19 protein-coding genes are annotated in these 25178 nt (G+C 59.9%); 11 read left to right on the top strand and 8 right to left on the bottom strand.

Features of this window, described 5'->3' with window-relative positions:
* Positions 1-10 precede the first annotated feature (10 nt).
* The 8 genes from tssG to tssA form a co-directional block, all read right to left on the bottom strand.
* Positions 11-1021, bottom strand: coding sequence for a type VI secretion system baseplate subunit TssG (tssG, locus tag ACN6KF_RS14100; RefSeq protein ID WP_434957435.1), 1011 nt, complete (start codon positions 1019-1021; stop codon positions 11-13).
* A gap of 16 nt (positions 1022-1037) precedes the next feature.
* Positions 1038-2816, bottom strand: a complete 1779-nt coding sequence (gene tssF / locus ACN6KF_RS14095) for a type VI secretion system baseplate subunit TssF (protein ID WP_434957434.1) — start codon at positions 2814-2816, stop codon at positions 1038-1040.
* Complete coding sequence (gene tssE / locus ACN6KF_RS14090; RefSeq protein ID WP_434957433.1) at positions 2809-3318, bottom strand: type VI secretion system baseplate subunit TssE; 510 nt, start codon at positions 3316-3318, stop codon at positions 2809-2811. Before tssE ends, tssF begins: the two co-directional genes overlap by 8 nt.
* Complete coding sequence (locus ACN6KF_RS14085) at positions 3311-4132, bottom strand: type VI secretion system accessory protein TagJ (RefSeq protein ID WP_434957432.1); 822 nt, start codon at positions 4130-4132, stop codon at positions 3311-3313. The genes tssE and ACN6KF_RS14085 overlap by 8 nt, the downstream gene beginning before the upstream one ends.
* Positions 4129-5562, bottom strand: coding sequence for a type VI secretion system contractile sheath large subunit (tssC, locus tag ACN6KF_RS14080; protein ID WP_434959677.1), 1434 nt, complete (start codon positions 5560-5562; stop codon positions 4129-4131). The genes ACN6KF_RS14085 and tssC (ACN6KF_RS14080) overlap by 4 nt, the downstream gene beginning before the upstream one ends.
* A 33-nt stretch (positions 5563-5595) precedes the next feature.
* Positions 5596-7077, bottom strand: a complete 1482-nt coding sequence (tssC, locus tag ACN6KF_RS14075) for a type VI secretion system contractile sheath large subunit (RefSeq protein WP_434957431.1) — start codon at positions 7075-7077, stop codon at positions 5596-5598.
* Between the two features lie 26 nt (positions 7078-7103).
* Complete coding sequence (gene tssB, locus ACN6KF_RS14070) at positions 7104-7619, bottom strand: type VI secretion system contractile sheath small subunit (RefSeq protein ID WP_434957430.1); 516 nt, start codon at positions 7617-7619, stop codon at positions 7104-7106.
* A 112-nt stretch (positions 7620-7731) separates the two neighbouring features.
* Entirely contained in the window at positions 7732-8799 is a 1068-nt protein-coding gene (tssA, locus tag ACN6KF_RS14065; protein WP_434959676.1) for a type VI secretion system protein TssA, read from the bottom strand.
* Between the two features lie 371 nt (positions 8800-9170).
* Between tssA and tssH the strand changes: the two genes are divergently transcribed.
* The 11 genes from tssH (at position 9171) to ACN6KF_RS14010 (ending at position 25159) form a co-directional block, all read left to right on the top strand.
* Positions 9171-11948, top strand: a complete 2778-nt coding sequence (tssH, locus tag ACN6KF_RS14060; RefSeq protein ID WP_434957429.1) for a type VI secretion system ATPase TssH — start codon at positions 9171-9173, stop codon at positions 11946-11948.
* Positions 11949-11989: 41 nt separating this feature from the next.
* On the top strand, positions 11990-12466 hold the full coding sequence (locus ACN6KF_RS14055) for an Hcp family type VI secretion system effector (RefSeq protein WP_434957428.1): 477 nt from the start codon (positions 11990-11992) through the stop codon (positions 12464-12466).
* A 210-nt stretch (positions 12467-12676) separates the two neighbouring features.
* On the top strand, positions 12677-13183 hold the full coding sequence (locus ACN6KF_RS14050; protein ID WP_434957427.1) for a hypothetical protein: 507 nt from the start codon (positions 12677-12679) through the stop codon (positions 13181-13183).
* Positions 13184-13267: 84 nt separating this feature from the next.
* Complete coding sequence (tssI, locus tag ACN6KF_RS14045) at positions 13268-15808, top strand: type VI secretion system tip protein TssI/VgrG (RefSeq protein WP_434957426.1); 2541 nt, start codon at positions 13268-13270, stop codon at positions 15806-15808.
* Positions 15809-15813: 5 nt separating this feature from the next.
* Complete coding sequence (locus ACN6KF_RS14040; RefSeq protein WP_434957425.1) at positions 15814-16998, top strand: DUF2169 family type VI secretion system accessory protein; 1185 nt, start codon at positions 15814-15816, stop codon at positions 16996-16998.
* A gap of 9 nt (positions 16999-17007) precedes the next feature.
* Positions 17008-17433 carry a PAAR-like domain-containing protein gene (locus ACN6KF_RS14035; protein WP_434957424.1) on the top strand — a complete coding sequence of 142 codons (426 nt, stop codon included), beginning with the start codon at positions 17008-17010 and terminating at the stop codon, positions 17431-17433.
* 18 nt (positions 17434-17451) lie between these two features.
* Positions 17452-18603 (top strand): hypothetical protein, encoded by a 1152-nt coding sequence (locus tag ACN6KF_RS14030; protein WP_434957423.1) that lies wholly within the window; start codon positions 17452-17454, stop codon positions 18601-18603.
* A gap of 41 nt (positions 18604-18644) precedes the next feature.
* Positions 18645-22664 (top strand): RHS repeat-associated core domain-containing protein, encoded by a 4020-nt coding sequence (locus tag ACN6KF_RS14025; RefSeq protein WP_434957422.1) that lies wholly within the window; start codon positions 18645-18647, stop codon positions 22662-22664.
* A gap of 10 nt (positions 22665-22674) precedes the next feature.
* Positions 22675-23259 carry a hypothetical protein gene (locus tag ACN6KF_RS14020; RefSeq protein WP_434957421.1) on the top strand — a complete coding sequence of 195 codons (585 nt, stop codon included), beginning with the start codon at positions 22675-22677 and terminating at the stop codon, positions 23257-23259.
* An 85-nt stretch (positions 23260-23344) separates the two neighbouring features.
* Entirely contained in the window at positions 23345-24004 is a 660-nt protein-coding gene (locus tag ACN6KF_RS14015) for an REP-associated tyrosine transposase (RefSeq protein WP_434957420.1), read from the top strand.
* 33 nt (positions 24005-24037) lie between these two features.
* Complete coding sequence (locus ACN6KF_RS14010) at positions 24038-25159, top strand: RHS repeat-associated core domain-containing protein (RefSeq protein WP_434957419.1); 1122 nt, start codon at positions 24038-24040, stop codon at positions 25157-25159.
* The last annotated feature ends 19 nt before the right edge of the window (positions 25160-25178 follow it).

Here is a 25178-nt window from a genome sequence, read left to right as displayed (position 1 = left end):
GGCCATCTCCTTACGAGACCGGTTGCAGCGTTGCTTGACGCTCGGTGATGACGGCGTCGTCGCTGTCCCGAGCTGCCGGCGCGCTCCGCGCCCAGCTGTTCCAGCCCAGGCGTGGCGGATCGCCCGCCTGGCCGAGCTGGCAGAAGGGAACATGCTCCTTCTTGAGAACGACCTGGATGTCGAAATCGAGCCCGCAGCCGATGAACAGGCGCGTGAGCGCGAAGAGCTCGCCGATATTGCGGCTGCCGGGCGCCAGCGAGAGATAGTCCCGATAGTCGAGTGGGCCGATCACCACGCGGAAGGTGCTGGAAAGGTCCCGGATGGCCGAACCCGCCATGGCATCGACGCCGAGCCGCACCGTGGCCTCGCGTGTCATCTGGCTTTGTTCAGGCTCGGGCACACCAAGCCAACGGCCCTGGAAGAGCTCGATCTCAACCGGCAGGCCGCTGACCTCGCGCAGTATGGCCCTGAGATTGCTGACATTGCGGGTGCGTGCCGCAAAGAAGCCGCTGAACCGCAGCAGCACATCGTCCTCGACGTTGCTGCGCTCCCGCAACCTGGCGGTGCCGAAGCCGGTGAGGGACAGCAAAGTCCTGATGAAGCCGTTGCGGTCCTCGCGGCTGCCCCAGCGCAACAGCCGGGCAAGCCGATATTTCTCGCTGGCATCGACGAACAACTCGTCCATGCGGGCGCCGAACAGCTGCAGGAAGGCCGCGAGGGAGGAGGATTTGTTACGCTCCTCGCGCATGATGAGTTCATTATAGGTCGGCGGCAGCGAGCCCAGCGGCCCGGCAAGCCCGGCCAGGGCGCTACGCAAGGTGGCCTGGCCTTCCTTTCGGCGAAACTCCGATACCGGGAGGGCAGCTGGTGAGACGCCCGCATGCGCGGTGATAGCAAGCTGCCCCTGCGCCGCCTGCTCTTGCGCCGCCTGGGCGACGCGAAAAGCCGTGGTCGGCTCGAAGCGGCCGGGGTCGCGTTCGAGCAGATCGGCAAGGGCATCTGTGCTACGGTCGGGAAGCATGGTGCGCGAAGGTCTCCTAGAGCAGCGGGCGTTCGGCCGCCCGGGCGGGCCAGGTGGCGATCGGCTTGGATTGGCCCTTGATGGAGACCGTCAGCCGCGTGAAGCTGTTGACCGAGGTGTAGAGGCCGCAAAAGCGATCGAGCACGCTGCCGAACAGGAAGGCTGATGGGCGATCGATCGCGGCCGGATCGAACTCGATCGCGATCTCGGTGCCGGGCACCATGCCGCCCCGGATACGGGCGGTGGCAGCCCTTGCCTCCACCTGGATGATGGCATCGACGAGCTGGCGCGTCTCCGGCAGGTCGCGGAAGGCGTAGAGCGACAGGATGTCCTTGAGCGCTGCCCCGCCATTGTCGAACAGCGAGACATGATTGAGCAGGAGATGCGACATCAGCCGCCAGTTGCGGCCGTCCTCGTCGTTCATGCGCACGGCTGGCGTGGGCGCGATCAGCGCCTCGATCCGTCCGACCGCCTCGTTGCCGGCCGCGAGCTTGAGATGTGGATGGCCGCCACCGAAGGGCAGGCGCTCGGGCAAAGCGCGATTGAGACACCAGGCATCGACGCTTGCCACGGCATCGAGATTGCCGGTGGCACGACGATTGTGGTCGACGAAGGCGATGTCGAGGTCGCAGGTGCCGTCGTCTGGGTCGAAGCGGCGATAGCTCTGCCAATAGGCGGCCGCCGCGCCTGAGCGCTGGGTGCGCCCGAAGAAGGGCTGGCAGGATTGCTGCTCTCCCTTCGATCCAGTCAACATCACCCGCTCGACAGCATAGATCTCGCGCGTCTTCTGCCGCCGCGAGTCGGACAGTAGCCGATATTCGGTACGGGTGCCGTCGAGCGCGAGGGGCTCGCAGGTCTGGCGGAACAGATTGACTACCGGCGTGGCATGCAGCACCAGGTCCCGGGCCGTAACCGAGCGTTCCAGCTTGCCGTCCGTCTCACCGAGATAGACGAAGATCTCCAGCCCGTCGCCGTGCCAGCGCTGCAGTCCGTCGATCTCGAAGAACAGGAATTTCTGCGGCAGCGCGAAGAATTCCGTAAGCAGGCGATAGCCGGTGAAGCTCGTGCTCGGATAAGGCAGCATCGTCTCGTCTGGCGAAAAACCGACCGGCTTGAGATGATCGGCCGGCAGGAAGATCGCCTTGTCATCGTCGGCGTGCCGCGCCAGCGCGATTCCGAGCGTGTGGTTTGCGAGCAATTCGTAGAGCGCGCTTGCTTGCCGCCAGGGCGAGGCGATGTGAAAGCGCAGGCGCTTGAGCCCGAGTTCGGACAGGGGCCGGCGGCCCGCCAGCGAACGGATCGACAGTCGCAGGCAACCGGCCGCGCCGGCATGGCGGGAGAGCGGTGCCTGGATCGGTTGTCCCGACAGCGAGACCGCGCTGACCTCCACCGGTGCGATTTCGACGTCCTGCGTGGTCAGGAAACGGCAGGTCTCGCCGCCGACCGGTTCGGCCTGCACTTCGGTATGGCGCAGCAGAATCTGCGTGGCGGCCAGCGTCTCGCCGGGCGAGAAGCGCATGATGCTCATGGAGGGTAGGGGCGCGAGATAATGCGGGTAGAGCGTTTCGAGCAGGCCATCGGTCAGCTCGGGAAACTCGTCGTCCAGTTTCTGGCGTACCCTGGCGGCGGAATAGGCGAAGCTCTGGATGAGGCGCTCGACATGGGGATCGTCGGCAACCTCGCCGGTCAGGCGCAACCGTCCGGCGATCTTGGGGAAGGCATCGGCAAAGCGCGACGCCCGCCGGCGCAGGGCCGACAATTCCTCGTTATAGCGTCGCAGAAAGCCCTCAACCATGCGCCGCCTCCACCTGGAAGCGCTGGCTGGTGGGATCGATGGTGGACTCGAAATTGATCGGCGGCATGCCGTCATAGAGGCGGAAGGTCGCCTCTATGCGCATACGCAGCGCTCTTTCGCCCTGGGTGCGGTTCTTGAGGATGGTGACGCGTATGTTCGACAGCCTGGTCTCGAACAGGGCGATGCGCCGCTCGATGGCGCGCGCCAAATGCAGCTTGGCCTCGTCGGTGACAAGGTTGGCTGAGACGATGCCTTCCACCCCGTAGCTGACCAGCGCATCCTTGAGCTCCGCCAGCTTGTCCGGCGGGCTTGTCGGACAGCGCCTGGTGTTCAGCAGGGCTTCAAGGTCGCGGCGGATGGCTTCGCGCATCTCGCGTGCCTGATCCGCGAGGCTGAGGGGAGGGTCCCGAGGAAGGTCCGGGGCTGCGTCGAGCAGCCGGTCCAGGATGGAGCGCGACAGGACCTGCTCGCGGGCCCGGAAACGTTCGAGCGGATCAACCATGGGCAGCCTGCTTCTGCCTGATGATTTCGGGCATGCCCAGGCTCTGCATGTCGTGGAAGGAAACCAGCTCGTCACCAGCGAGGAAGCAACGCTGGCCGCGGCCGGCGGTGATGCCGCTGGGCTCGGTGACCCATTCGGTCTCGCGCCCCAGCAACAGCGTCTCGCGGCCTTCGGTGCCCTGATAGATCGCTGGCAGCAGGACCGAGGCGGAGGCGCCGTCGGCCAGCGACAATTCTGCCCGGCGGAAAGCGAGGTCGCGTGGCCGGGCGATCGGCTCCACCGCCACGGAGGCGATCTTGGCGAAGTCGATCCACAGATAGGACCCGCCCGTCATGATCACTTCGAGCGCATGGGGAACCCGATCGTCCAGGTCCCGGAAATCGCCGACCGGCTCGCCGTTCCACAGCATCGGCCGTTCACCGCGCAGTCCGTCCAGGGCCGCCAGCGCCGGCCCTGCCGGGCTGCCTTCACGGTTGATGATGGCGAGTTCGATTGCCGCCCTGTCGAGTGCGCTCGGCCCATGCGGAAATTCTGGGACGGCACCGGTCTCGAACCAGGCCTTGCGGGCCGCCATGGCGCGCAACTGATTGCGGAGCAGGGCAAAGCCCATGGTATCCTGCGGCGCCAGGGTCACGGCGAGGCTGCATTGCGTGTCGGCCCGCTCATAATCGCCGGCGAGGATGAGCAGGTCGATATAGAGATGACGGGCATCCTTGTCGGAGGGGTGAGCCCGCATATGCTCCCTGGCGTGGTCGAGCGCCTGGCTCAGTGCCCCTTCGGAAAGAGAATTGGCGATGCTGGCGGCGAGCGTCATGCTGTCATCCTTCTGGGCAAAGAAGCGGTATCGACGCTGCTCGTCGGCGGCGCCATTTCGGCGATGAGGTGGAAGCTGGTCGAGACGTCGTCGAGCTGGAAATGCGGTTGCAGCCGCACCGTGCAGATGAAGGCGCCGGGCTTGCCGGGCAGTTCCTCCACGCTGATACCGGCCGAGCGCAGCGGATAGCGGGTGCGCAGCGGCAGGTCGGCATCGTCATTGCCGAGCGTGTAGCCCGACAGCCAGTCCTCGAGCTTGCGCTGCAGCGAGGCGGCATCGGCCAGCCGGCCGACCTGGTCGCGCATGATCACCTTGAGATAATGGGAAAACCGCGAAGCGCAGAGCACATATTGCAGCATGGCAGCGAGACGGGCGTTCTGGCGCGCGTTCTCGTTGGCGTAATGCTGCGGCGCATGGAGCGATTGGTTGGCGTTGAAGATGGCGCAGGCGGACATATAGGTGGTGCCGATCGGCACCAGGCCGTGATCGCAGAACTGCTGTTCCTGGCCGCCCGTCAGGCGAACCTCGACGGGCGCCTGGGCAGACAGTCCCTGGCTCTCCGTGCCGAAATCATAGGCGGCAAGTTCGGCGCTGCTCAGCATGCCACCGTCGACGGCATCCTGGGTAACGCCGCGAATGTCGGCGAACCAGCCGGAGTGAATGAAGTTGCGGATGACGACGCTTGCGAAGGCGAAGGCGCCATTGCCCCACAGCAGGCTGGCGCCGTCCTGCGAGATCGCCTCGCGGAAGGGAAAGCCATCGTCGCGCCGGCGCGAATAGGGCTCATAGGGCTGCCGCATCAGGATGCGTGGCGCGACCAGCCCGAGAAAGCGGGTATCCTCATGGGTCCGCAGGCGGTTCCAGCGCATGCGGTCGGGACTGGTGTCGAGCCAGTTGAGATCCTGCACGCGGTTGAGTTCTGAAAAGCTCTCCAGCCCGATCGCATGGGGTGAGGCGGCCGCCACGAAGGGGCAGAAGGCCGCTGCGGCCACCAAGGCCAATTGGGCAAGTGTGCCAACCACATCGCCATTGGCCTGGGGATCGGTGGGCGAGAGGTGATAGTCCCCGACGAGCAGGCCATAGGGCTCCCCGCCGGGCATACCGAATTCGCGATTATAGACCAGCTCGAACAGGCGGCTCTGATCGAAATCGGATGCGCGCTCCATGGCGCGTGCCAGCTCCTTCCAGCTCAGGCTGAGCAGCTTGATCTTGACCTCGCTCGAGCGCGAGGCCGCGCGCACCAGCATCGCCAGCCCGCGCCAGCGTGCTTCCATCGCCTGGAATTCGGGATGATGCAGGATCGCGTTGACCTGGCGATTCAATGCCTCGTCGATCAGGGCGATGAGCTGATCTGCTCTGCCTCGCAGCAAGTTCTCGAACCTATCGTCGGAATGGGCTTTCCTGGGAAAGCCGAAGGTGCCGCCGGGCAGGCCGGCGGCACGGCTCAGGATATATTTGCCGGCTTAGTTCTTGGCAGGAATGCGAGCGACCATGCGCAGTGAGGTCGTCAGTTCCTCCATCTGCAGCCAGGGACGCATCCAGGCCACGGCGTTGTAGGAGCCGGGCTTGCCCGGGACCTCCTGCACCGTCACCTTGGCGTCGCGCAGCGGATAGCGCGCCCGGGTTTCCTCGCCCGCCTCGTCATTGGCGTTGACATAGTTGGAAATCCAGCGGTTGAGCCAGGCCTCACAATCCTTGGCCTCCATGAAGGAGCCGATCTTGTCGCGGCCCATCACCTTGAGATAATGGGCAAAGCGCGAGGTCGCCATCATGTAGGGCAGGCGTGCCGAGACGGCGGCATTGGCATTCGCCTCGGGCCGATCGTACAGCTTGGGCTTGTGCGTCGTCTGCGCGCCGAAGAACACCGCATAATCGGTGTTCTTGTAGTGGCACAGCGGCAGGAAGCCGAGCTTGCCGAGTTCGGCGTCGCGCCGGTCGGTGATACCGACTTCGGTGGGGCATTTGAGATCGAGGTCGCCGTCGTCGCTGGAGAAGATATGCATCGGCAGGTTCTCGACCTTGCCGCCATTCTCGGCGCCACGGATGGCGGTGCACCAGCCATATTTGGCAAAGGCCTCGGTCAGGCGCGTGCCCATCACATAGGCGGCATTCATCCAGCAGTAATTGTCATGCGGCAGCTCGCCGGTCTTGGAATCGCCGGTCTCGTCATAGCCGAATTCATCGATGGGATGCGTCTTGGGTCCATAGGGCATGCGGGCCAGGACGCGCGGCAGGGCAAGGGTGACGAAGCGTGAATCATCGCTTTCGCGCAAGGAACGCCACTTGGCATACTCAACCGTCTCGAAGATCTTCTCGAGATCACGCGGGCGTGCAAGGTCGCGATAGTCCTCGAAGCCGAACATGCGCGGGCTCGCCGCCGAGATGAAGGGGGCGAAAGCCGCTGCCGCGATCGAGGACAGGCCCTGCAGCAACTGGACGTCATCGAAGGAGTTGTCGAATTCGTAGTCGCCCACAATGGCGCCCATCGGCTCGCCGCCCGGCGTTCCGAATTCGTCTTCGTAGATCGACTTGAACAGGCGAGACTGGTCGAACTCGACGGCCTTGGACAGGTCCCTGGCGAGATCGCGCTTGGAGGCGTTGAGCACCCGGATCTTCAGATTGACGCTGGTCTCGCTGTTCTTCACCAGATAGTTGAGGCCGCGCCAGGCGCCTTCGAGCTTGGTGAATTCGGGTGACTGCATGATCGCCGCCAACTGGCGCGAGATCGTCTTGTCGAGGGCGGCGATGGCGTTGTTGAGCGTCACCGTCAGGTTGCGGTCGTAGACGACCGTGCCCTTGAGAGCTTGGTCGGTCAGGGTACGCAGCAGGTCCTGGGCGCGGTCCGGCTCGGTCTGACGCGTAGCCGCTACCACTTGGGTGAGCAGATTCTCGTCCGCGGAGGTTTCGACGACGACATCGCGCTGGGCTTGAGTCTTGGCATTCATGGCTCGATCCTCGTATCGCTCAGGCGTCAGTTCGCCGAGCCGTCCTTGTTATTGCCGTCGAGTTGGCCGACCAGTTTCTTGATGTCGGACTGGCTCTGCAGGATGCTTTCGAGCAGACGCTCGAGATCCTCGGAACGGTCGGCCTTGCTCATCAGGTCGCGCAACTGGTTGCGCGCGTCGAGCAGGGCCTTGAGCGCCGGAACCTGGTTGACGATCGAGCCGGGTTCGAAGTCTTCCATGCTCTCGAATTTGAGGTTGACGGCGAGATCGGTGCCATCATCGGCCAGGGTGTTCTCGACCGCGATATTGAGGCCGGGCGTCATGCGGCGCATGACGTCGTCGAAATTGTCGCGGTCGATCTGCACGAATTTGCGCTCGCCGAAGGGTTTGAGCGGCTGGGTCGGATTGCCCGAGAAATCGCCGAGCACGCCGACGACGAAGGGCAGCTCCTTGACCACCATCGCCCCTTCGGTCTCGACTTCGTACTTGATGTGAACCCGGGGTTTGCGCACCCTCTCGAGCTTGGCGTGAACGCTTTCCATCTTGGTCTTCCTATCTGTGCCATGAAGCACGCTGATAATTTCTTGTATCGTCGGAACGGGAGATGCTGGCGGGGGCGAGGGCCTCAACCCCCGTCAAGCCCGCTGGCGCCTCTCAAGTGTCCCGCTTCTCGGCTTTGGCCTGAATCCCGGCCGCGGTCAGGACGGCATTGCGCGTCTGCGCCTCGGGAAGGAGTTCGGCCAGCAGTTCAGAAAAGTCCATGCGCCCTCTGCGCACCAGTGTTTCGATGGCTAAGGAAATCGGGGAATGCGGTTCCGTCCGTCGAAAATGGCGGGCAACGGCGAGCAGGATCTCGAAAGCTTCCTCGCGCGAGCCGATGACGCTGCCGGGGGCAAGAGAGCGCGGTGCTGCCAATGCTGGAGCGGCGACACCGACACTGGCCGCCTGGATCTCGGCCGTGGAGACCGGCGCCGTATCGCCTTCTTCCCCACCAAGGCCGGTGAGATCCCGGATGGCTGCCGCAACTTCCTGCAATACGTTGCGGGTGTTGGAGCTCGGCGGTGCCCGATCCCCACAGCGCTCGGTCAGCACCGCTGCCAGCTTGGCAAAGGAGGCGATGCAGTCGTTGACGACGGCCAGATGTGCGGCCATGGCGGTGATTCCCGCCTCCGTGGCTGCCTCGTGCAGGAGATCGCGACGTTCGGTTTCTCCGGCGCGCTGAGCGAGCTGGTAGTCCCATAGCGAGTGCTGGGCAAAACTGCCATTGGGCACCAGCGAGGCCAGTCGAATCGCCTGGATCAGCGAGCCTTCGCTGTTGACGCCATTGAGACCGGCAAGGGGGGCCAATCGCTCCTCGATGTCGTCGTCGCCAATGGAATGCAGTTGCTCCCAATAATTGTCTAAAAGCGACATCATGGCCGCGAAACTGTCCCGCAGCCCTTCGAAGCCACGCAGCCTAAGCTGGGCCTCGGCGAGCCAGGCAAGGATTTCGATATCCTTGCTATTGGACGACAAGATCTGCAGACCTAGTTCATTGACTTCATGCCAGGCCGGCGTAAGTCGAATATTTTCATTCGGAGACGCACTACGCTCAACGCTTCGAGCAGCATTTCGAGCGTCCTTAATCCGATAATACTTTTCCTGATATTTGGGAGTTACCCTGATATTCTCGCCGCATGGGCTGTCCTGCCCAAGTGGAGAGATAATCTCCCTCAAATCCATCAGCACAGCGGCCCCAAGCTTTAAACTCCTGACACATCCCGATGGCAGTCTGCTTCCAAATGCTCAAGCATTCTGTTTCCAAAGGTACAGTAATGTCAATGCCACAGCCGGTATGATGAATTAATGACGGACTATGGTATTAGCTTACAGTTTTCCAATCGATGAAGAATTATATGAATCATGTCGCGCGAATGTCATCAAATTGTCATGTACTATCGTACCGCCATTTTAGGGATAGACTCGCAGTGGTGTACCGGTATCTTGGCTTTTGTAATAATAGCTCTATAGACGGAAAATAGGAATCCTGCTTAACTCGATTGACGTTACGGCGCACTTGTGCATGAGCAGAAAAACCTACGTGGAATTCGTGGATGCCGAATATTGATCTCAACCAACTTGTCAGGATGTTGGGACCGGAGCTACGTGTCGCTCTTGAGACAGCTGCGTCCATCGCCGCACGCAATGCGAACCCCACTGTGGAGGTCGCGCACTGGCTGAGCGGGCTTGTCCAAGCGCCCGATCTGGTGGCGCGTTTTGAACAGGCAGGGCTCCGCGTCGAAGCTCTCAGGCGCGAGCTCGACATGGCCATTGCCGACCTGTCGCGGGACGGTCAGGCGCAGCTGACTCTGTCGCAGAATGTGCTGACGCTTGCCCGTGAGGCGTGGCTGGTGGCTTCGCTGCAGTTTGGTCGCAGCCGCGTGGAATTCGGCGATCTCCTGGTGGCGCTTGCCACCGAGCAGAGCCTTCGCATCGTAGCGCGAGCCACGGCCCCGAGCCTGCGGGACATCGATCTCAAGGCCGTCGAAGCGGCGCTTGCCGATCTCAAGACCGGGAATGCGGATCAGGCGCTGGCTGGGGTGGCAGCGCCGACCGGGGCGGCCGCCGGCGAGAGCGATTTCCTGCGTCTCTACACCCAGGACATGACGGCGGATGCCCGCTCCGGTCGCATCGATCCGGTGATCGGGCGTGACCGTGAACTGCGCCAGGTCATCGACGTCTTGATGCGCCGTCGGCAAAACAACCCGATTCTGGTCGGCGAGGCCGGCGTCGGCAAGACGGCCATCGCCGAGGCGCTGGCCCTGGAGATTGCGGGCGGCAATGTGCCGGCCATGCTGAAGGGTGTGCGCCTGCTGTCGCTCGATCTCAGCCTGCTGCAGGCCGGGGCCGGGGTGAAAGGCGAGTTCGAACGCCGGCTGCATGGCGTGGTGGATGCGGTCAAGGCCTCGCCTGTGCCGATCATCCTGTTCATCGACGAGGCGCACAGCCTGATCGGGGCCGGCGGCCAAGCCGGACAAGGCGATGCCGCCAACATTCTCAAGCCCTCGCTGGCACGCGGCGAACTGCGCACCATCGCCGCCACGACCTGGGGTGAATATAAGCGCTTCATCGAGCGCGACGCGGCGCTGACCCGCCGCTTCCAGACCGTGAAGGTCGATGAGCCTGACGAAGAAACCGCGATCCGCATGCTGCGTGGCGTGGCCGGCGCCTTCCGGTCCCATCACAAGGTGCGTATTCGCGACGAAGCGCTGGCTGCGGCGGTACGATTATCCGCACGTTATATTCCAGCCCGCCAATTGCCGGACAAGGCGATCAGTCTCATCGATACAGCCGCAGCGGCGGTATCCCTGGGGCGGCAGGCCGTTCCGGAGGCGATCCGATCGCTGCGGGGCGAACGCGAATTGCTGGAAGTTGAGGCCGCCTGGCTCGTCAAGGAGCCGGAGAGCACGGAAGGCCTCGAACGGCGCGGGCAGATCGATAACCGACTCGCGGTGATCGCCGACGAGATCGAGGGGCTTCAGGCCCGCTTCGAGGCCGAGGTACGTCTGGTGGAGGAGGCCGATCGGCTGGAGGCGATCCTGTCGGGCGAAGACGAGGCAGGCGAGCCCTCGTCGCCAGTCGGTGATGATGGGAATGTCGCGCCTTTCCCCGAGCAGCCCGGTACCCGCGAAAGCGCCCGCGCCGCGCTTGCGGTCGCCGAAGACAGCCTCGCAGAACTCACCGGCGAAACGCCTCTCTTGCCGCGCGCCGTCGACCGCGAGGTGATCGCTTCGCTGGTGGCGCGCTGGACAGGCATACCCGTCGGCAAGCTGCTCACCGACCAGATCGAGACGGTCAAGACGCTGGAAGCGCGCCTGAAGGAGCGTGTGATCGGCCAGGACGGCGCCATCGGTCGTGTCGCTTCGGCGATGCGCACGGCCCGGGCCGGGCTTTCCGATCCGCGCCGGCCGCCGGCGGTGTTCCTGTTCGTCGGCATGTCCGGCACCGGCAAGACCGAGACGGCGCTGGCGCTTGCCGACCTGCTCTATGGCGGCAGCCAGCATCTGACCACCATCAACATGTCGGAATTCAAGGAGGAGCACAAGATCTCCATGCTCCTTGGTTCGCCGCCCGGCTATGTCGGCTATGGCGAGGGCGGCGTGCTGACGGAGGCCATCAGGCGCCGGCCTTATGGCGTGCTGCTGCTGGACGAGATCGACAAGGCCCATCCCGGGGTCCAGGAGATCTTCTACCAGGTCTTCGACAAGGGCACGCTGCGCGACGGCGAAGGCCGCGACATCGATTTCAAAAACACCACCATCGTGATGACGGCCAATACCGGCTCGGAACTGCTGGCCACACTGGCTGGCGATCCCGACACCATGCCGGAAGGCGAGGCGCTGGAGGGGCTGCTGCTCGGCGAATTGCAAAAGCAATTCAAGCCCGCCTTCCTCGGCCGCACCACCGTCCTGCCCTTCATGCCGCTCGACAAGGCGGCGTTGTCGGGCATCGTCGACATCCAGATCGGGCGCATTCAGGGCCGCGTTTCGGCGAGCTATGGCAGCGACGTTGTCCTTCTGCCTGCGGCGCGTGAGGCCCTGGTTACCCGCGCCGGCACCAGCGAGATGGGCGCACGTGCCATCGAAGCGATGATCGCGCGCGAGCTTCTGCCGGATCTGTCCACCTTTTTCCTCGATCAGGTCGCCGCCGGAAGCAAGGCGGCGCGGATCGAGATCGGATTTGACGGACGCCGTTTCAGCATTGGCGCTGAGCCGGCGGCGGCCGCCAAGGAATTCGCCGGGCCGAGGAAACGGCCGGCGGATAAAGCAGCCTCGAATGGCAAGAAGGCTCATTCGGATGCGGTACGACCCAGAAAGGCGCGAGCGCCTTGACCTGACAAGGCCGATTCAACTTCGAACAGGAGAGAAGTAGTATGCCGATTTATCTGCAGCTCGATGGTATCCAGGGCGACGCCACCCAGGAACAGCATAAGAAGTGGATGGATATCGAAGCCATTCACTGGAATGTTTCGCGCAACATGAACACCTCGGCGGGTTCCGCCGCCAACCGTGAAGCGTCCGAGCCGACGATTTCGGAAGTGATCCTGACCAAGGTCAGCGATTCCTCCTCCACCCGGCTGTTCCAGGAAGCCTGCTCGGGCCGCACTGGCAAGACGGCGGTGATCCACCTGGTGTCCACCGGCAGCCCCGGCAACACCTATATCGAATACACGCTGACCAACACGCTGCTGGCCAATTATTCGGTCGATTCGAATGGCGACCGCCCGGTCGAGACGATCCGGCTCAACTTCACCAAGATGCAGGTGAAGTACACCCCCTACGGCGAGGACAACAGCAACGGCTCGCCGACGATCGCCACCTACGATCTGGCCACGACGAAGGCCGCCTAAGAGCTGCGCCGCACTGGACGCCGGCCTTCATCGGCTGGCGTCCAATTCGTTCGTTTACGCCTCGGGATCTTCGATCGAGGCGCCACCAACACAGGCTTCACATCAGCGAAGGGGAGTACGATGGGATTCCAGGACGGTATTCGAAAGGTTTCTCTCACACCCCAGCATCTCATTGTCGAAGAAAAATATAGCAGCAGCCCTCTGTTTGACATGGTCGCGCCAAGCCAGAAGGTGAAGGGGATCAAGGTCGTCGGCACCAAGCACAAGCATGGCCTGCGGCACGTGATCACTCTGGCCAAGGTCGAGGACGTCTATTTCAAGGGGCGCAAATTGCCGGGCATGCCCGGGGCTAGGGAGTTGTTCGAGGAATGGATTACGCCAGGCCAGCAGATCACCACGCGCCCAACCGGTGAATTGACGCCAACGCTCGCCTATGTCGGGAAATACAACACCTTCAGCGCCACTTTTTTGGGCAGCGCCGAGAAGAAGCTCTCCCTCGGATTCATCGATTATTACGGGGAAGACCCGGCACCGAGCGTGATCCTGCATACCAATGCGACGGTTCCGTTCATCCAGTACGGCGACGAGAACCTCATCGCGGCCGCCTATTACAACACCAAGACGAGACGCTTGGAAATATTGCGGCAGTTCAATCTCAAGACGCTCGCTGACGACTTCATTCGGCGCTTCGCCGCGGAATATTCGTCTGGATCATAGATAGCCGCTTCGAAGGCCAGGAGAACGATACTCCCCGCCTTGCGTGAGGTTTGAATTCAAGCATCAGATCAGGAATTGCATTCGATGGACGGCGACGCCAGCTCAGCATCCTACATCCAGGCCGAACGCATCCTGCGCATCGAGACGCCCTTGGGCTCGGATGTGCTGCTGCCCGAACATGTGGAGATGCGCGAGGCGGTGAACGATCTGTTCACGCTCGTCATCGCGGTGCGCTCCAAGAAGACCGACATCAAGCCGAACGAGATTGTCGGCAAGCTGGTCGACGTCTCCCTCGAACTCGGCCAGGGCGAGCGGCGCACCTGGAATGGACTGGTGGTGCGCCTCGTCGAGGGACCGCCGGTGACGCGGGGCCTGCGCGCCTATCAGCTCGAGATCCGGCCCCAGCACTGGCTGATGAGCCAGCGTTCGGACTGCCGGATCTGGCAGGACAAGAGCTCGCTCGACGTCGCCCGCACGTTGCTCTCCGAGCACAAGCTGCAGGCGCCGGTAACCTCGGGCGTCATCCCCGAACCCAAGCCCCAGCATTATTCGGTCCAGTTCAATGAAACGGACCTCGCTTATCTTCTGCGCCGCCTGGAGGAGGACGGCCTGTTCTTCTGGTTCGAGCATGAGGGCGGTGAGGCCGGCTCGGTCGCGGCCAGGCATGTCATGCACATCGCCTCGCATGTCTCGGGCTATACCAGCGGGCCGGAAACCGATGTGCGCCTTGCCATGGGCTCGAGCGACCGCAACCACCTCACCAAATTCCAGCGCAGTTTCACCTATGTGCCCGGCAAGCGTTCGGCGGGGGACTGGAACTTCCTCACCCCCGGTTCCGTGCCTTCCGGCGAGACGCCGAGCCTGGTCTCGCTGCCGGGCAACGAGGCCTATGAACTCTATGAATACCCCATGGTCGGCGGCTACGGTTCCGACAGTGCCTCCGAAGGCATCGCCAACGATCGGGTGGAACGCCAGTCCAAGCTGAGGATGCAGGCCGCCGAGGCCGATTTCGAGCGCATCGAGGGCGCTTCCTCCATCCGCACGCTCCAGCCCGGCCGGCGCTTCAAGCCCTATGACGTCGCCAATCCCGGCAACAGCTATGAGGAGCACGTCACCTTCCAGATCGTGCATGTGGCGCGAGACCGCTCCTACGAGACCAATGAGGGCGAGCCGGACTATTCCAACCGCTTCATCGCTTTGCCGAGCCGGGTGCCGGCGACGCCGCACCGCTCGACGCAGCGCCCGCGCATCGACGGCACCGACATCGCCATCATCGCCGGCCCGCCGGGTGAGGAGATCCATCCTGACAAATATGGCCGGGTGAAGGTGTGGTTCCCCTGGGACCGCCGCGCCAAGAAGGACGGCACCGACACCTGCTGGATCCGGGTGGCGCAGAACTGGGGTGGCGGCAATTGGGGCGGCCAGATCATCCCGCGCGTGGGTATGGAAGCGATCGTTTCCTATCTCGGCGGCGACCCGGACAGGCCGATCATCACCGCGCTGGTGCCCAATGCCAGCCAGCAGGTGCCCTACCAACTGCCCGAGCACAAGACCAAGAGCATCTTCCGCTCCAACACCTACAAGTCCAAGGACCCGACCAAGTTCAACGAGTTCTCCTTCGAGGACGCGCCGGGCCAGGAGAACTTCCACCTGCATGCCCAGAAGGACATGACCTCGAAGGTGCTCAACAACCAGATCCACACGGTGGATGCCAGTGCGCTGCATTCCTACGGCCAGCAGCACCAGCTCACGGTGGGCGCCAACATGAACCACCAGGTCGGCGGCGGGCTCAACCAGGTGGTGGGCGCCACCACCGGCATGGGCGCGGCTGCCTTGCTGGCCCCGCTCGCCGGGCTGATGGGCCAGAGCGCGGGCATGCTGCAGCAGGCCATGGCGATCGCGGCCCAGGCCGCCGCGAGCCAGCCCGGCAGCGCCGCCAGCAAGACCGCCGGCGCGGCGGCCTCGGCGGTGACGCAGGCCGCTCTGGGCGGGTTGGGCGGCGGATCCGGCCTCGGCGTTGCGGCGGCGGCAGAGGGAGGAAGTAGCGGCAGCGATGGCGGTATCCTCTCCACCCCACCCTTCGTACCGCCGGCCGATGCCGGCGGGCAGGGCGGCATCGCGGGGGGCATTGCCGGCTCCTTGATGAACAACGTGCTCGGCGTCGCCTCCGGCCTCTTCGACCAGGGCCTGAAGGCCGCCGCCAATGTCGCCCCCCAGGCCCTGTTCCAGGCTGGCGGCGCCCCGATGGCCGCGGCTGGGACATCGGCGCTTGGCACGCTGGGTGGGCTGTTGGGCGGGGGCGTGCTCAGCCAGACCATCGGGCGGATGCATGCATCCAACATCGGCATAGCCAGGACGACCCAAGTGGGGGCCGCTGACGTGTTGAATGTGGGACAGGCATCGATTCATAAAATCGGACACACGTACCAGATCAATGTAGGCGATACTTTCCAGTTGGGTGTCGGAGGCGGCAAGGACAAGGATGGCAATACCACCCCCCCAAAGGCCATGTTGATCATGACCAAGGATGGGCATGTTGTCATCAAAGGAGTTAAATTCTTCTTCGAGGCGGAGGGTAAATTCCAGCAACTAGGTGAAGTTATTCATCTAGGTAAGAAGTCATAATCGCTATGGAGATGAAGAATTTTACACCATTCTCTAATATCCGTTATATAAATAGTGATAGTAACGGGAAAGAATTTGGTGTCGTCATTGTAAAGATGGCATTTGATATCAATGAGGATGGAACTTGTATACTTTCCAGGGAGCAGGAGCCTCTGTTGTTTTCGGATGAGTGCTATGGCGAATTAAATGCTAGCTCATTGCGATATCCATCCGATCTCGTGCCTTATAAACCGGCCACTGATGTCCTTGTAGGTCTGGTCGCCAAGGCCCCGTGTACGAAGCCAATTTCGTCCTGGCTTTGCCACATAGCGGTCGAGGACGAATTCAGAACAAAAATAGAGAAAACCATAAGGGTCACGGGTCCGCGTTGGTGGGTGCCCAAATGGAAGCGCGCGCTGAATGACGATGAGCGCAGGAACTGGAAGAAATACCTTAGTCTTTTTGCCGGTTGGGAGTTGAGCGAGCCAGAGCCGATCGTCGAACTGCCCATCCGGTACGAATATGCCTTTGGTGGATTGATGCCCAAAGGTCTCGACCGCGACGGCAAAGAAGTTGTCGCAGCCTTCGAATACAATCCTGTTGGAAGAGGGTGGATCGACAAGGATTGGACAGACCATACGAAACCGGTCGCGGCGCCGCAGATCGAGGATGTGAGCGATCCTATCTCCAACCCTTATGAAACCTACCAGCCGCAAGGATTTGGTCCAATCCCGCCAGCTTGGCTGCCAAGGCGACCGTTGGGCGGAACCTATGATCAAGACTGGATGGAGAAAGTTTGGCCACAATGGCCGGCGGACTACCAGTTTAGCTATCATAATTCGGCGGCTAACATGCTTCGAGGGCCCGATGGTCAATTCATAGATGGTCAGGTGTCAGTCACTCTGACCAATGCCTCGGAGGAAGAAAAGACACGAAAAGTGTTGAGTTTCAATGTTCCTTCTATTCTAGTTCAATTAAGTGATAAATTTGAAAACATAAAAAGTATAAGAATAAATTTTGATACAATACATATTAAATTAGATGTAGAAAATCCACTCCATAAGCAAATTTATGTTTCAGGAAGGGCGGTATTCGAGGTTGATAAATTTGAGATAATTACGATTCATCAGGCGCAAGGTTGGATGAACGTGAATGGCGTGCATTTGCGCGATCTGTTTCCAGCTTCGCCAGACCCAAGTGAAGTCGTTTAGGAGAGGCTCATGGTAGCACCTATCACCGCGCGAAAGCATGTTTCGAATTTTATTGCTTCGACCGGGCCGGATGTATGCCTCACGCCAATGGGCTCATCCGTCGTGCCGGTGGCCTATTCCAGTATTGCCTTCTTCGATAAGGCGGTGCGGACGTCATCTGATGTGAATGACAATGCGCTTGCAGACTTTCATCTCAATGCTCGGGCCAAGTGGGTGCATGGCCATGAAGCTGGTCGTGAGAAAGGCGTCGCGGTTCGGGGCTATAAAAAAGCGTATGCGGCTGCAATCCAATCTTCGGCCTATGTGGCGATCAATGGATATCCCGTGGTTAGAGATGGTGATCCTGCCATGATCAACAGCCCGACCCCGGACCCCAAAGAAATACCTGCAGAATTTGAGCAAGAAAAAATCCAGATAAGCTCCTGGAATACCTAGACAATAGGAGCTGTTATTATGAATGATCCAGACTACAGATATAATAAAATAACTCTCTCTGATGATCAAATAAGAGATCGGAGTGGAAATTTTCTCTATGCCGATGTGATTCTAAAATATAGAGCGACGATCAGAGAGGCACGCGGTCTATACAAAGGAAATGGTAACGCGAGAGTCCATGTCGATTCTCTGCAGAGCCAAATGGAATATTGGTGTGACACGCTTATGCAGCACGCTGAAGATAAAAAAGCGGAGAAAATTAAAGATATTGCTAAGGAAATTAGCGAAGCAACGGATCAATTTCCAGACTGGGAACAACTGAACGCTGCTTTTCCCTATAGATTTGGTGCTGGCGGTCCTGAAAATATTGAAGGACTCTCCTCGGTATCGGCTAATCAATCTCAAATTAATGCCATTAACAATATCCGGACATTACAAAGGAATTACGATGAAGCTAAAGATACACCGGCCAAGGATTTCCTAGAAAATACGGATCAGGAGATACGCTATTCCTGGTGTCAAAAGGCAAGGGCTCAATATGAGTCTTGTGTTCAGGATTATAAAAATGCCCACGATGTAATTTCTCCTTATTCAGCCAGGGCAGGTCATATTTTCTTAAGTTCCACAAAAGCGGAAAATCAGGAAAACGCAAAAAAATGCGCACAAGAGGCTATTAATAATTACGGAAATTATAATAAAGATACACCCGTCGAATTTTATAATCGATGGTACCATAAAGGAGAAACGGCGCTCGATATCGCTTCCGTAGTGCCGTTTGTTGGAATACCTGCGTCAATTGCTTTGGCCGGACTTCAGGCGGCGAATGGCGAGCTTACCGCAGCCGCGATTTCTGCAGCGGGCATTATTCCAGGGGAAAAACTGGTTACAAAGGGCGGCAAATTACTGGGCGAGGGCGCCAGCGCAATTGAAAAGGCACTTCCCAGTCTCAACCGAGCGGCAACGGAAGGATTCGAGCGTCTGGTCAAGATGGACGCCAAGGCAGCCGAAGGCGCGATCGATGAGGCGGTCAAGGCTGGAACAATGGACGCAAAGGCGGCGCGTGCACTCAAAGATAAAGTTGCCGCGGAACGTCAGGCTCGAGCAGATGTCGAAGCTACAGTTCGTAGCGAAAAAGGAAAGGTAAAGGAAGCGGAGGTTTGTGCATGTTAGCTAGGTATTGGTCGATAAAATTCATGGCGCAAGGATAGAATATGCCAGAGCGTATTGTTTTGTCGATGGGCACATTCGTTTCGACCGATTCCGAGATTACGCTCGGCGGTTCCTTACCATTCGAGCTCTTTACACATTATGATCCTGCTCGGCAGCTTGATGGAGCTCTCGGCAGCGGACGAACCTCTCCTCTCGATGTAACAATCTGGCGAAATGACAGGAATGAACTTGTCTATCGCAATGAAATTGGCTTGCGCATCCACTTCGACCAACCAACCCCAGGTCCAGGCCTGGAGGAGACGAACAGTAAATATCCGGAGCTTGCTCTCTCTGCGGGCCGCAATCGTTCATTGTTATTACGTGAAGGTTCGATCACCAGACATTTCGACAAGGGTCCCGATGGTATTTGGCGCTTGACGGAAATTGTCGGCAAAAACGCCCTGAAGATTCATTTTCATCGTAATATTGAAGGACATCTCGAGCGGTTGGTCCATCCAGACGGGCTCGTCTTGGAGTTTGCCAATGGCCGGCTAGGGGCGCGTCAATCAATCGACCTTGTCGGTACGAAGGGGGAGCGCCGCGTACTGGTACGATACCGTTATGACGACAAGAACAACCTTGTTGCGGCTGAACGTACTTATGGTTCCTCTCGCTACTATAGCTACGATGCCAATGGTTTTCTTGTGCGTTGGCATGATGGTCGGCGAACAGACTATCATCTGGCCTATGACGCCAAGCGCCGTGTTATTGCGGCGGGGCTGGTTAACGACCCACCCGATGTTTTCGTCTACGATTTAGAGGCGCGACGCACTACGTTGCTGCCAGGTGGGGACGTTGGTAAGCGGATTGAATCCGAATTCAATGCCAGCGGTAAATTGATTTTTCGATGCGATGCTAACGGTGTTGTCACAACATACGAGTATAATGATAGTGGCCAAATGCTGGCGTTGCGCGATGGGCTTGGTCATGCCACTCGCTATGCCTATGACAGCTATGGCAATGTGGAATCCATCATCGACCCCGAGGGTCGCGAAACCTTCTATTCCTACGATGGGCAGCAGAATCTAACGCTGGCGCTTGATGGCGAGAGTGCTGCCTGGCGTTATGACTATGACGAGGAGGGCAACCTCGTTGCGATCGAGACGCCTGAGGGCACGCGCACCGAAATTGTCAACGACGAGGCTGGCCTGCCGGTCAGAATCATGCGCGCCGACGGACTGATGGAGAGCCGTGTCTATGATGCCCATCACCGCCTCGTTGCGATCCGAGACTATCGCGGTGAGCGCACGCAGTTCAGCTATGACGCTTTCGGGCGTATTACTGCTGTCACCAATCCCCTCGGCGGCGTGACGCGCCTGGATTATGAGGACCAGCGCGGCCTCGATTTCTGGACGCCGAGCCGGGTGACTCGCCCCGATGGCATTGCTACCATCAACCGCTATGACGCTGCGAACGGGCTTGCCGCCCTCACGGACGGCAACGGCCATACGGTGCGCTATCGTTTCGGGCCGCATGACCGACTCGAGGGCCTAGAGGACGCCAGGGGCGGGCTTATCGCCTTTGGCTATGATGAGGCCGGCCGGCTCCTTAGGGTGACGAATGCGCAAGATAGGGTCTGGACATTCGAGCGCGATGGCGGCGGGCGTGTCATTCGCGAGGAAGATTTCGACGGCCTCGCCATCGAATACAGCTACGATGCGGCCGACAGGTTGATTGAAAGCCGTCACGCCGACGGAGCGCGGCTGCTTTATGGTTATGATGCCTCCGGCCTGCTCACGCGCGAGGAAGCCTATGAGCCCGGCAAGGCCCCCAATAAGGACGAGGCGGGCGAGGTGACGCGCTTCTGGTATGACGGGCGCGGCTTGATGGCGCGGGCCGAGAATGGCGCGGCCCTTGTCGACTATCACCGCGACAGGCTCGGCCGGGTCGACGCCGAGGCGGTGAATGGGCGGCGAGTGGTAAGCACCTATGATTGCTGCGGCAACCGCATCCTGCGCGACATCGGCGGGCGGCTGGTCAAGAGCTTCTATGATCCGATGGGGGGCTTGGCGCGGCTGGAGATCGTGGGCACCAATCCCGACAACCAGCACGCCCCCCTTCTCTTTCGGCGGGATGCTTTGGGACGGGAAATGTCGCGGGCGAGCGGGGCAGGCTTCTCGCTTGAGCAACGTTATGATGTCATCGGCCAATTGGTGCGCCAAAGTGCCGGGGTCGTACCGGGGATCACCGGCGGCGGACTCGAGGCTGCGCTGGCGGCGGAGCGCGCGGCGAGAGGACCAACCGCCGCTCCCGTAATGGAGCGCCTCTATGGCTGGGACAAGGCCTTCGCACCGACAGTCATTGCCGATGCCGCCTGGGGTAAGCTCGATTATACCTATGATGCCAATGGCCAGATCACGCAAACGAGGTTTGGCGATGGCGCAGGTGAACGCTTCCGCTACGATGCGGCGCTGAACACGGCGGGCTTTGGCGAGGGGCCTAGTCCGGCCGCCGACAGCCTCGGCATTACGCCGTCCATTGCGGGTTCGGGCTATGATGGCGCCGGCCAGAGACGCGGTATTCAGGGCTGGCTCCTGTCGTCCGGCGGGCGGGTGAAGCTCGCCACCGGCCCGCAGGGCGAGCGCATCGAGTTGGAACATGACGTCCGCGGCCGGGTGGTGGAGCGGCGGGTGGAGCGCAAGGGCTTCCGGCCGAAGGTTTGGCGCTATGGATGGGATGCCAAGGATCGGCTGGTCCGCTGCCTCACGCCGGAGGGAGAAGCCTGGCGCTACGGCTATGATCCGTTCGGACGGCGGGTGTGGAAGGTGCGCGAGTTCAGCGCCACGGAGGCGAGGCAATATGCGGCTCACCTAGGGGGCACGGTTGACACAGCTGCCTTGGCTCCGATCAGTGTCACCGCGGCCGAAGCCGGGCGCTCGCGGCTCGATGCCGCCAGGCTGGAAGCTCTCGGCCTGGCCGGTATTCGTACGAGCGGCACTGGCGTTGGCGGCGGCGAGGGGCAGCCAGGACTTTTCGGAGCCCCGGTCGTCGGCGTGGCCTTCAGTTGGGATGGCGACGTCATCGCCGAGGAGGCACCGCTGCGGCTCGACGGTAGCATCGACTGGAACAAAGCGAAACGCTGGCATTATGAGCCGAATTCCTTCCGGCCGCTGGCGAAGGAAGCGCCGGACGGCACCCTGTTCTATATCGTCACCGACCATCTCGGCACGCCGCGCGAGATGTTTGAGGAGAATGGCAAGCTGCGATGGGCGGCCGAATATCGCACCTGGGGCGAGATGCGGCGGCTATGGGTGGCCGGGGCAGCCAATGATAATGCCCTGGAGGTCGATGATCCTTGGGCAGACGTGCTTGCGCCGCTGGAACGGCCGATGCGGTCGAGCAATAGTGGAGATGATGGTGTCAACTCGCGTGGTGGCGGGCGGAACTATGGCGCCCTGGCGCTGAAGGACGAATCAGATGTTGTGATGGAGGCACGCTTCCTTTGCCCGATCCGCTTTCAGGGACAATGGGAGGATGAGGAGACTGGGCTCTACTACAACAGGTTCCGATATTATGATCCCCTGGCAGGGCAGTATATGAGCCCAGATCCCATTGGGTTTCGGGGTGGACCAAGGACACACGCATATGTTGTAGATCCAAATCTGTGGGTTGATCCTTGGGGGTTAGCTCAGACAGCGTCCAGTTTGGGTGGTTGCAAGGAACTAGGCGACCAAGCCGAACGAATCCACAATCTCGCCGGAAGTGCACGCGCAATCGCCAATTCTGCTGTAGCAATATTTGAAGGCACAAACGGACAAATCTACGCCTCCGGTAGTGGAACCTATCTCAATCCAGCGCAACGACAAGCGCTACTCGATATGGGTATTCCTGAAGGTAATATATTTTCTGGGGCCGCGTTTCGGGCGGTGGATCCCCTAGATAATCATGCGGAAACATCCATCCTCCGCAACTTGCCTGATGGGGTAAAGGTAAATAAATTTGGCGTATCTTGGGGTAGCCAGAAGCGGAACTTATGTTGCGTAACTTGTGCAGCTAGTTTGCTGCCGAATCTCGCAAAATAAAGGCACAATCATGGTCAGCACGATTGCAGAATATCATAATTACATAGATAAGGCTGTCAATGATTTTGATTCAAATAACAGAATACTGTTTGGAATTTGGTGTGTTTATAATAATCTAAGCGACAAAGAAATGAATTCATTTATTGAAAAGGAGTCTGAAGGTGAAATATATACTAATGATATAAGAAAATTTTTAGAGAAATTGTGGGAAAGTATATTTATATCCAATAGTATCGATGGTCCTCTGATTGAGGATGGAATCAATATTAAGAGTATACTAAATAATACCGTATGGATTCACGATGAAATTGTTTCTAGGAATCCAGAAAATGAACATATATCGTGGGTATGTATATTGACAATTGGAGGAATGGAGAATTTTTTAGATTATATTTTGGACGGTAACGTTCATAATTTGCTTTTGTGTGCAGAGAATAATCTAAATATTTCTGATTATAAAGCGGAATTCGGATTGACATCAAATAAGCAAGCACTAAAAGATGAAATAGACACTCAAGTTTCATTCATCGACGATCTTCAGGCAGGTGCAATTAATTTAAAAGAAATCAATAAGTATTCTGAACGATTTATTTAAAATAATTGAATGCGGGCTCCGCTCTTCTATTGCGGTGACAGTGCACTCTATTGACGGCACTTAAGTCTGGCCGCATTGTGCTACGATGGCTCGGCTTGCGCGCATCGTGGTTCCTGGTTTGCCTTATCATGTCACCCAGCGGGGCAATGGGCGGCAGCGCACCTTCTTTGGTGTCGAGGATTACGCCCTTTACCGCGACTGCCTTGCGGTCCATTGCCAGGCTGCCGGAGTCGAGGTGTGGGCCTGGTGCCTGATGCCCAATCACGTGCATCTCATTCTCGTGCCGCCTGATCCGGATGGCCTGCGGCGGGCCTTGGCGCCAACCCATCGGCGCTATGCCGGCCATGTCCATGCGCGTGAGAAACGGACGGGACATTTTTGGCAGGGGCGCTATGGCGCGGTTGCCATGGATGAGGCGCATCTACTGCATGCGGTGCGCTATGTCTGCCTCAATCCGGTGCGGGCCGGCTTGGCGGAGAGGGCAGGGGACTGGCCCTGGGCCAGCACGCGAGCCCATCTTCTGGGGCAGGAAGACGGTATCACCAGCCTTCCGCCGGTTCGCCAGCGCGTCGCCGATTTCTCCGATCTGCTCGACGATGTGGACGAGGCGATGTTCAACCGCCTCCGCCGGGCGGAGAGTGTCGGACGCCCGCTTGGCGACGGCGCCTTCATCGACCGCATCGGGGTATTGACGGGTCGCAAGGTGAGACCGGGGAAACGCGGGCCTAAGCCCAAGGAAGGGTAGTTGGCGTCGGTTGGGCGGGCGGGGCAGAATAGAATGCACTGTCACCGTAATTCCAGGCTGGAAGCCCTCGGCCTGGCCGGTATTCGTACGAGCGGCACTGGCGTTGGCGGCGGCGAGGGGCAGCCAGGACTTTTCGGAGCACCGGTCGTCGGCGTGGCCTTCAGCTGGGATGGCGACGTCATCGCCGAGGAGGCACCGCTGCGGCTCGACGGCAGCATCGACTGGAACAAAGCGAAACGCTGGCATTATGAGCCGAATTCCTTCCGGCCGCTGGCGAAGGAAGCGCCGGACGGCACCCTGTTCTATATCGTCACCGACCATCTTGGCACGCCGCGTGAGATGTTTGAGGAAAGTGGTAAGCTGCGATGGGCCGCCGAATATCGCACCTGGGGCGAGATGCGGCGGCTATGGGTGGCCGGGGTGGCCAATGATAATGCCCCGGAGGTCGATGATCCTTGGGCAGACGTGCTTGCGCCGCTGGAACGGCCGACGCGGTCGAGCAGTGGTGGGAACGGTGAGGTCGACTCGCGCTGCGGTGGACGGATCTATGGCGCCCTGGCGCTAAAGAGCGAAGTCGAATCGATTGTCGAGGCGCGCTTCCTCTGCCCGATCCGCTTTCAGGGACAGTGGGAGGATGAAGAAAGCGGCCTGTATTACAATCGATTCCGATATTACGATCCGCTCGCGGGGCAGTATATAAGTAGAGATCCCATTGGGCTAGGTGGAGGTATTCAGCCGTCGGCATATGTCCATCAACCCAACGTTATGATAGATCCATACGGGTTGGTATCTTGTCATGATGTGGTTCCATATAGGCCCTCCAGTTCCCCTTTGGAGAATCATCACGGGGTGTTGGATGTCTGGGCTGCTGCTAATATTCCTGGATATGCTAGTCGTGCAGCTTCAAGCCCAACAATTGCTTTGACGGCTGTGCAACATGCGGCCACAAAGGCTGTGTATAGGGATTGGTTAACAGAGAACTTCGGCCGCCCAGTAGGTGCCCAAGTTGACTGGACGAAAGTATCGCCGCAGGAGGCGCAATCTCTTGCGGAGAGAATGTTTGACGCGGCAAAGGTGCCTGCCGATGCTCGCAAAAATTACTTTAACGCGCTCCATAGCTATATTTATAGTTGTAAATGTGGGTGCACACCATGACTAACAGAGGAGGGTATGT

It is taken from the genome of Labrys methylaminiphilus subsp. lupini (genome assembly GCF_051161885.1).
In the GTDB taxonomy this organism is placed as follows: Bacteria; Pseudomonadota; Alphaproteobacteria; order Rhizobiales; family Labraceae; genus Labrys.
Note: the sequence above shows the minus strand (reverse complement) of the source record. Positions and strands in the feature narration are given on the sequence as shown.

What these genes read in the sequence shown, in the direction of transcription:
- ACN6KF_RS14010 (WP_434957419.1), top strand. Translation starts at nt 24,038, where the DNA reads ATGCACTGTCACCGTAATTCCAGGCTGGAAGCCCTCGGCCTGGCCGGT.
- tssC (WP_434957431.1), bottom strand. Translation starts at nt 7,077, where the DNA reads ATGAATGCCAAGACTCAAGCCCAGCGCGATGTCGTCGTCGAAACCTCC.
- tssB (WP_434957430.1), bottom strand. Translation starts at nt 7,619, where the DNA reads ATGGAAAGCGTTCACGCCAAGCTCGAGAGGGTGCGCAAACCCCGGGTT.
- tssG (WP_434957435.1), bottom strand. Translation starts at nt 1,021, where the DNA reads ATGCTTCCCGACCGTAGCACAGATGCCCTTGCCGATCTGCTCGAACGC.
- tssA (WP_434959676.1), bottom strand. Translation starts at nt 8,799, where the DNA reads ATGGATTTGAGGGAGATTATCTCTCCACTTGGGCAGGACAGCCCATGC.
- ACN6KF_RS14085 (WP_434957432.1), bottom strand. Translation starts at nt 4,132, where the DNA reads ATGACGCTCGCCGCCAGCATCGCCAATTCTCTTTCCGAAGGGGCACTG.
- ACN6KF_RS14025 (WP_434957422.1), top strand. Translation starts at nt 18,645, where the DNA reads ATGCCAGAGCGTATTGTTTTGTCGATGGGCACATTCGTTTCGACCGAT.
- ACN6KF_RS14040 (WP_434957425.1), top strand. Translation starts at nt 15,814, where the DNA reads ATGGAGATGAAGAATTTTACACCATTCTCTAATATCCGTTATATAAAT.
- ACN6KF_RS14015 (WP_434957420.1), top strand. Translation starts at nt 23,345, where the DNA reads ATGGCTCGGCTTGCGCGCATCGTGGTTCCTGGTTTGCCTTATCATGTC.
- tssF (WP_434957434.1), bottom strand. Translation starts at nt 2,816, where the DNA reads ATGGTTGAGGGCTTTCTGCGACGCTATAACGAGGAATTGTCGGCCCTG.
- ACN6KF_RS14055 (WP_434957428.1), top strand. Translation starts at nt 11,990, where the DNA reads ATGCCGATTTATCTGCAGCTCGATGGTATCCAGGGCGACGCCACCCAG.
- tssH (WP_434957429.1), top strand. Translation starts at nt 9,171, where the DNA reads ATGCCGAATATTGATCTCAACCAACTTGTCAGGATGTTGGGACCGGAG.
- ACN6KF_RS14035 (WP_434957424.1), top strand. Translation starts at nt 17,008, where the DNA reads ATGGTAGCACCTATCACCGCGCGAAAGCATGTTTCGAATTTTATTGCT.
- tssI (WP_434957426.1), top strand. Translation starts at nt 13,268, where the DNA reads ATGGACGGCGACGCCAGCTCAGCATCCTACATCCAGGCCGAACGCATC.
- ACN6KF_RS14050 (WP_434957427.1), top strand. Translation starts at nt 12,677, where the DNA reads ATGGTCGCGCCAAGCCAGAAGGTGAAGGGGATCAAGGTCGTCGGCACC.
- ACN6KF_RS14030 (WP_434957423.1), top strand. Translation starts at nt 17,452, where the DNA reads ATGAATGATCCAGACTACAGATATAATAAAATAACTCTCTCTGATGAT.
- tssE (WP_434957433.1), bottom strand. Translation starts at nt 3,318, where the DNA reads ATGGTTGATCCGCTCGAACGTTTCCGGGCCCGCGAGCAGGTCCTGTCG.
- ACN6KF_RS14020 (WP_434957421.1), top strand. Translation starts at nt 22,675, where the DNA reads ATGGTCAGCACGATTGCAGAATATCATAATTACATAGATAAGGCTGTC.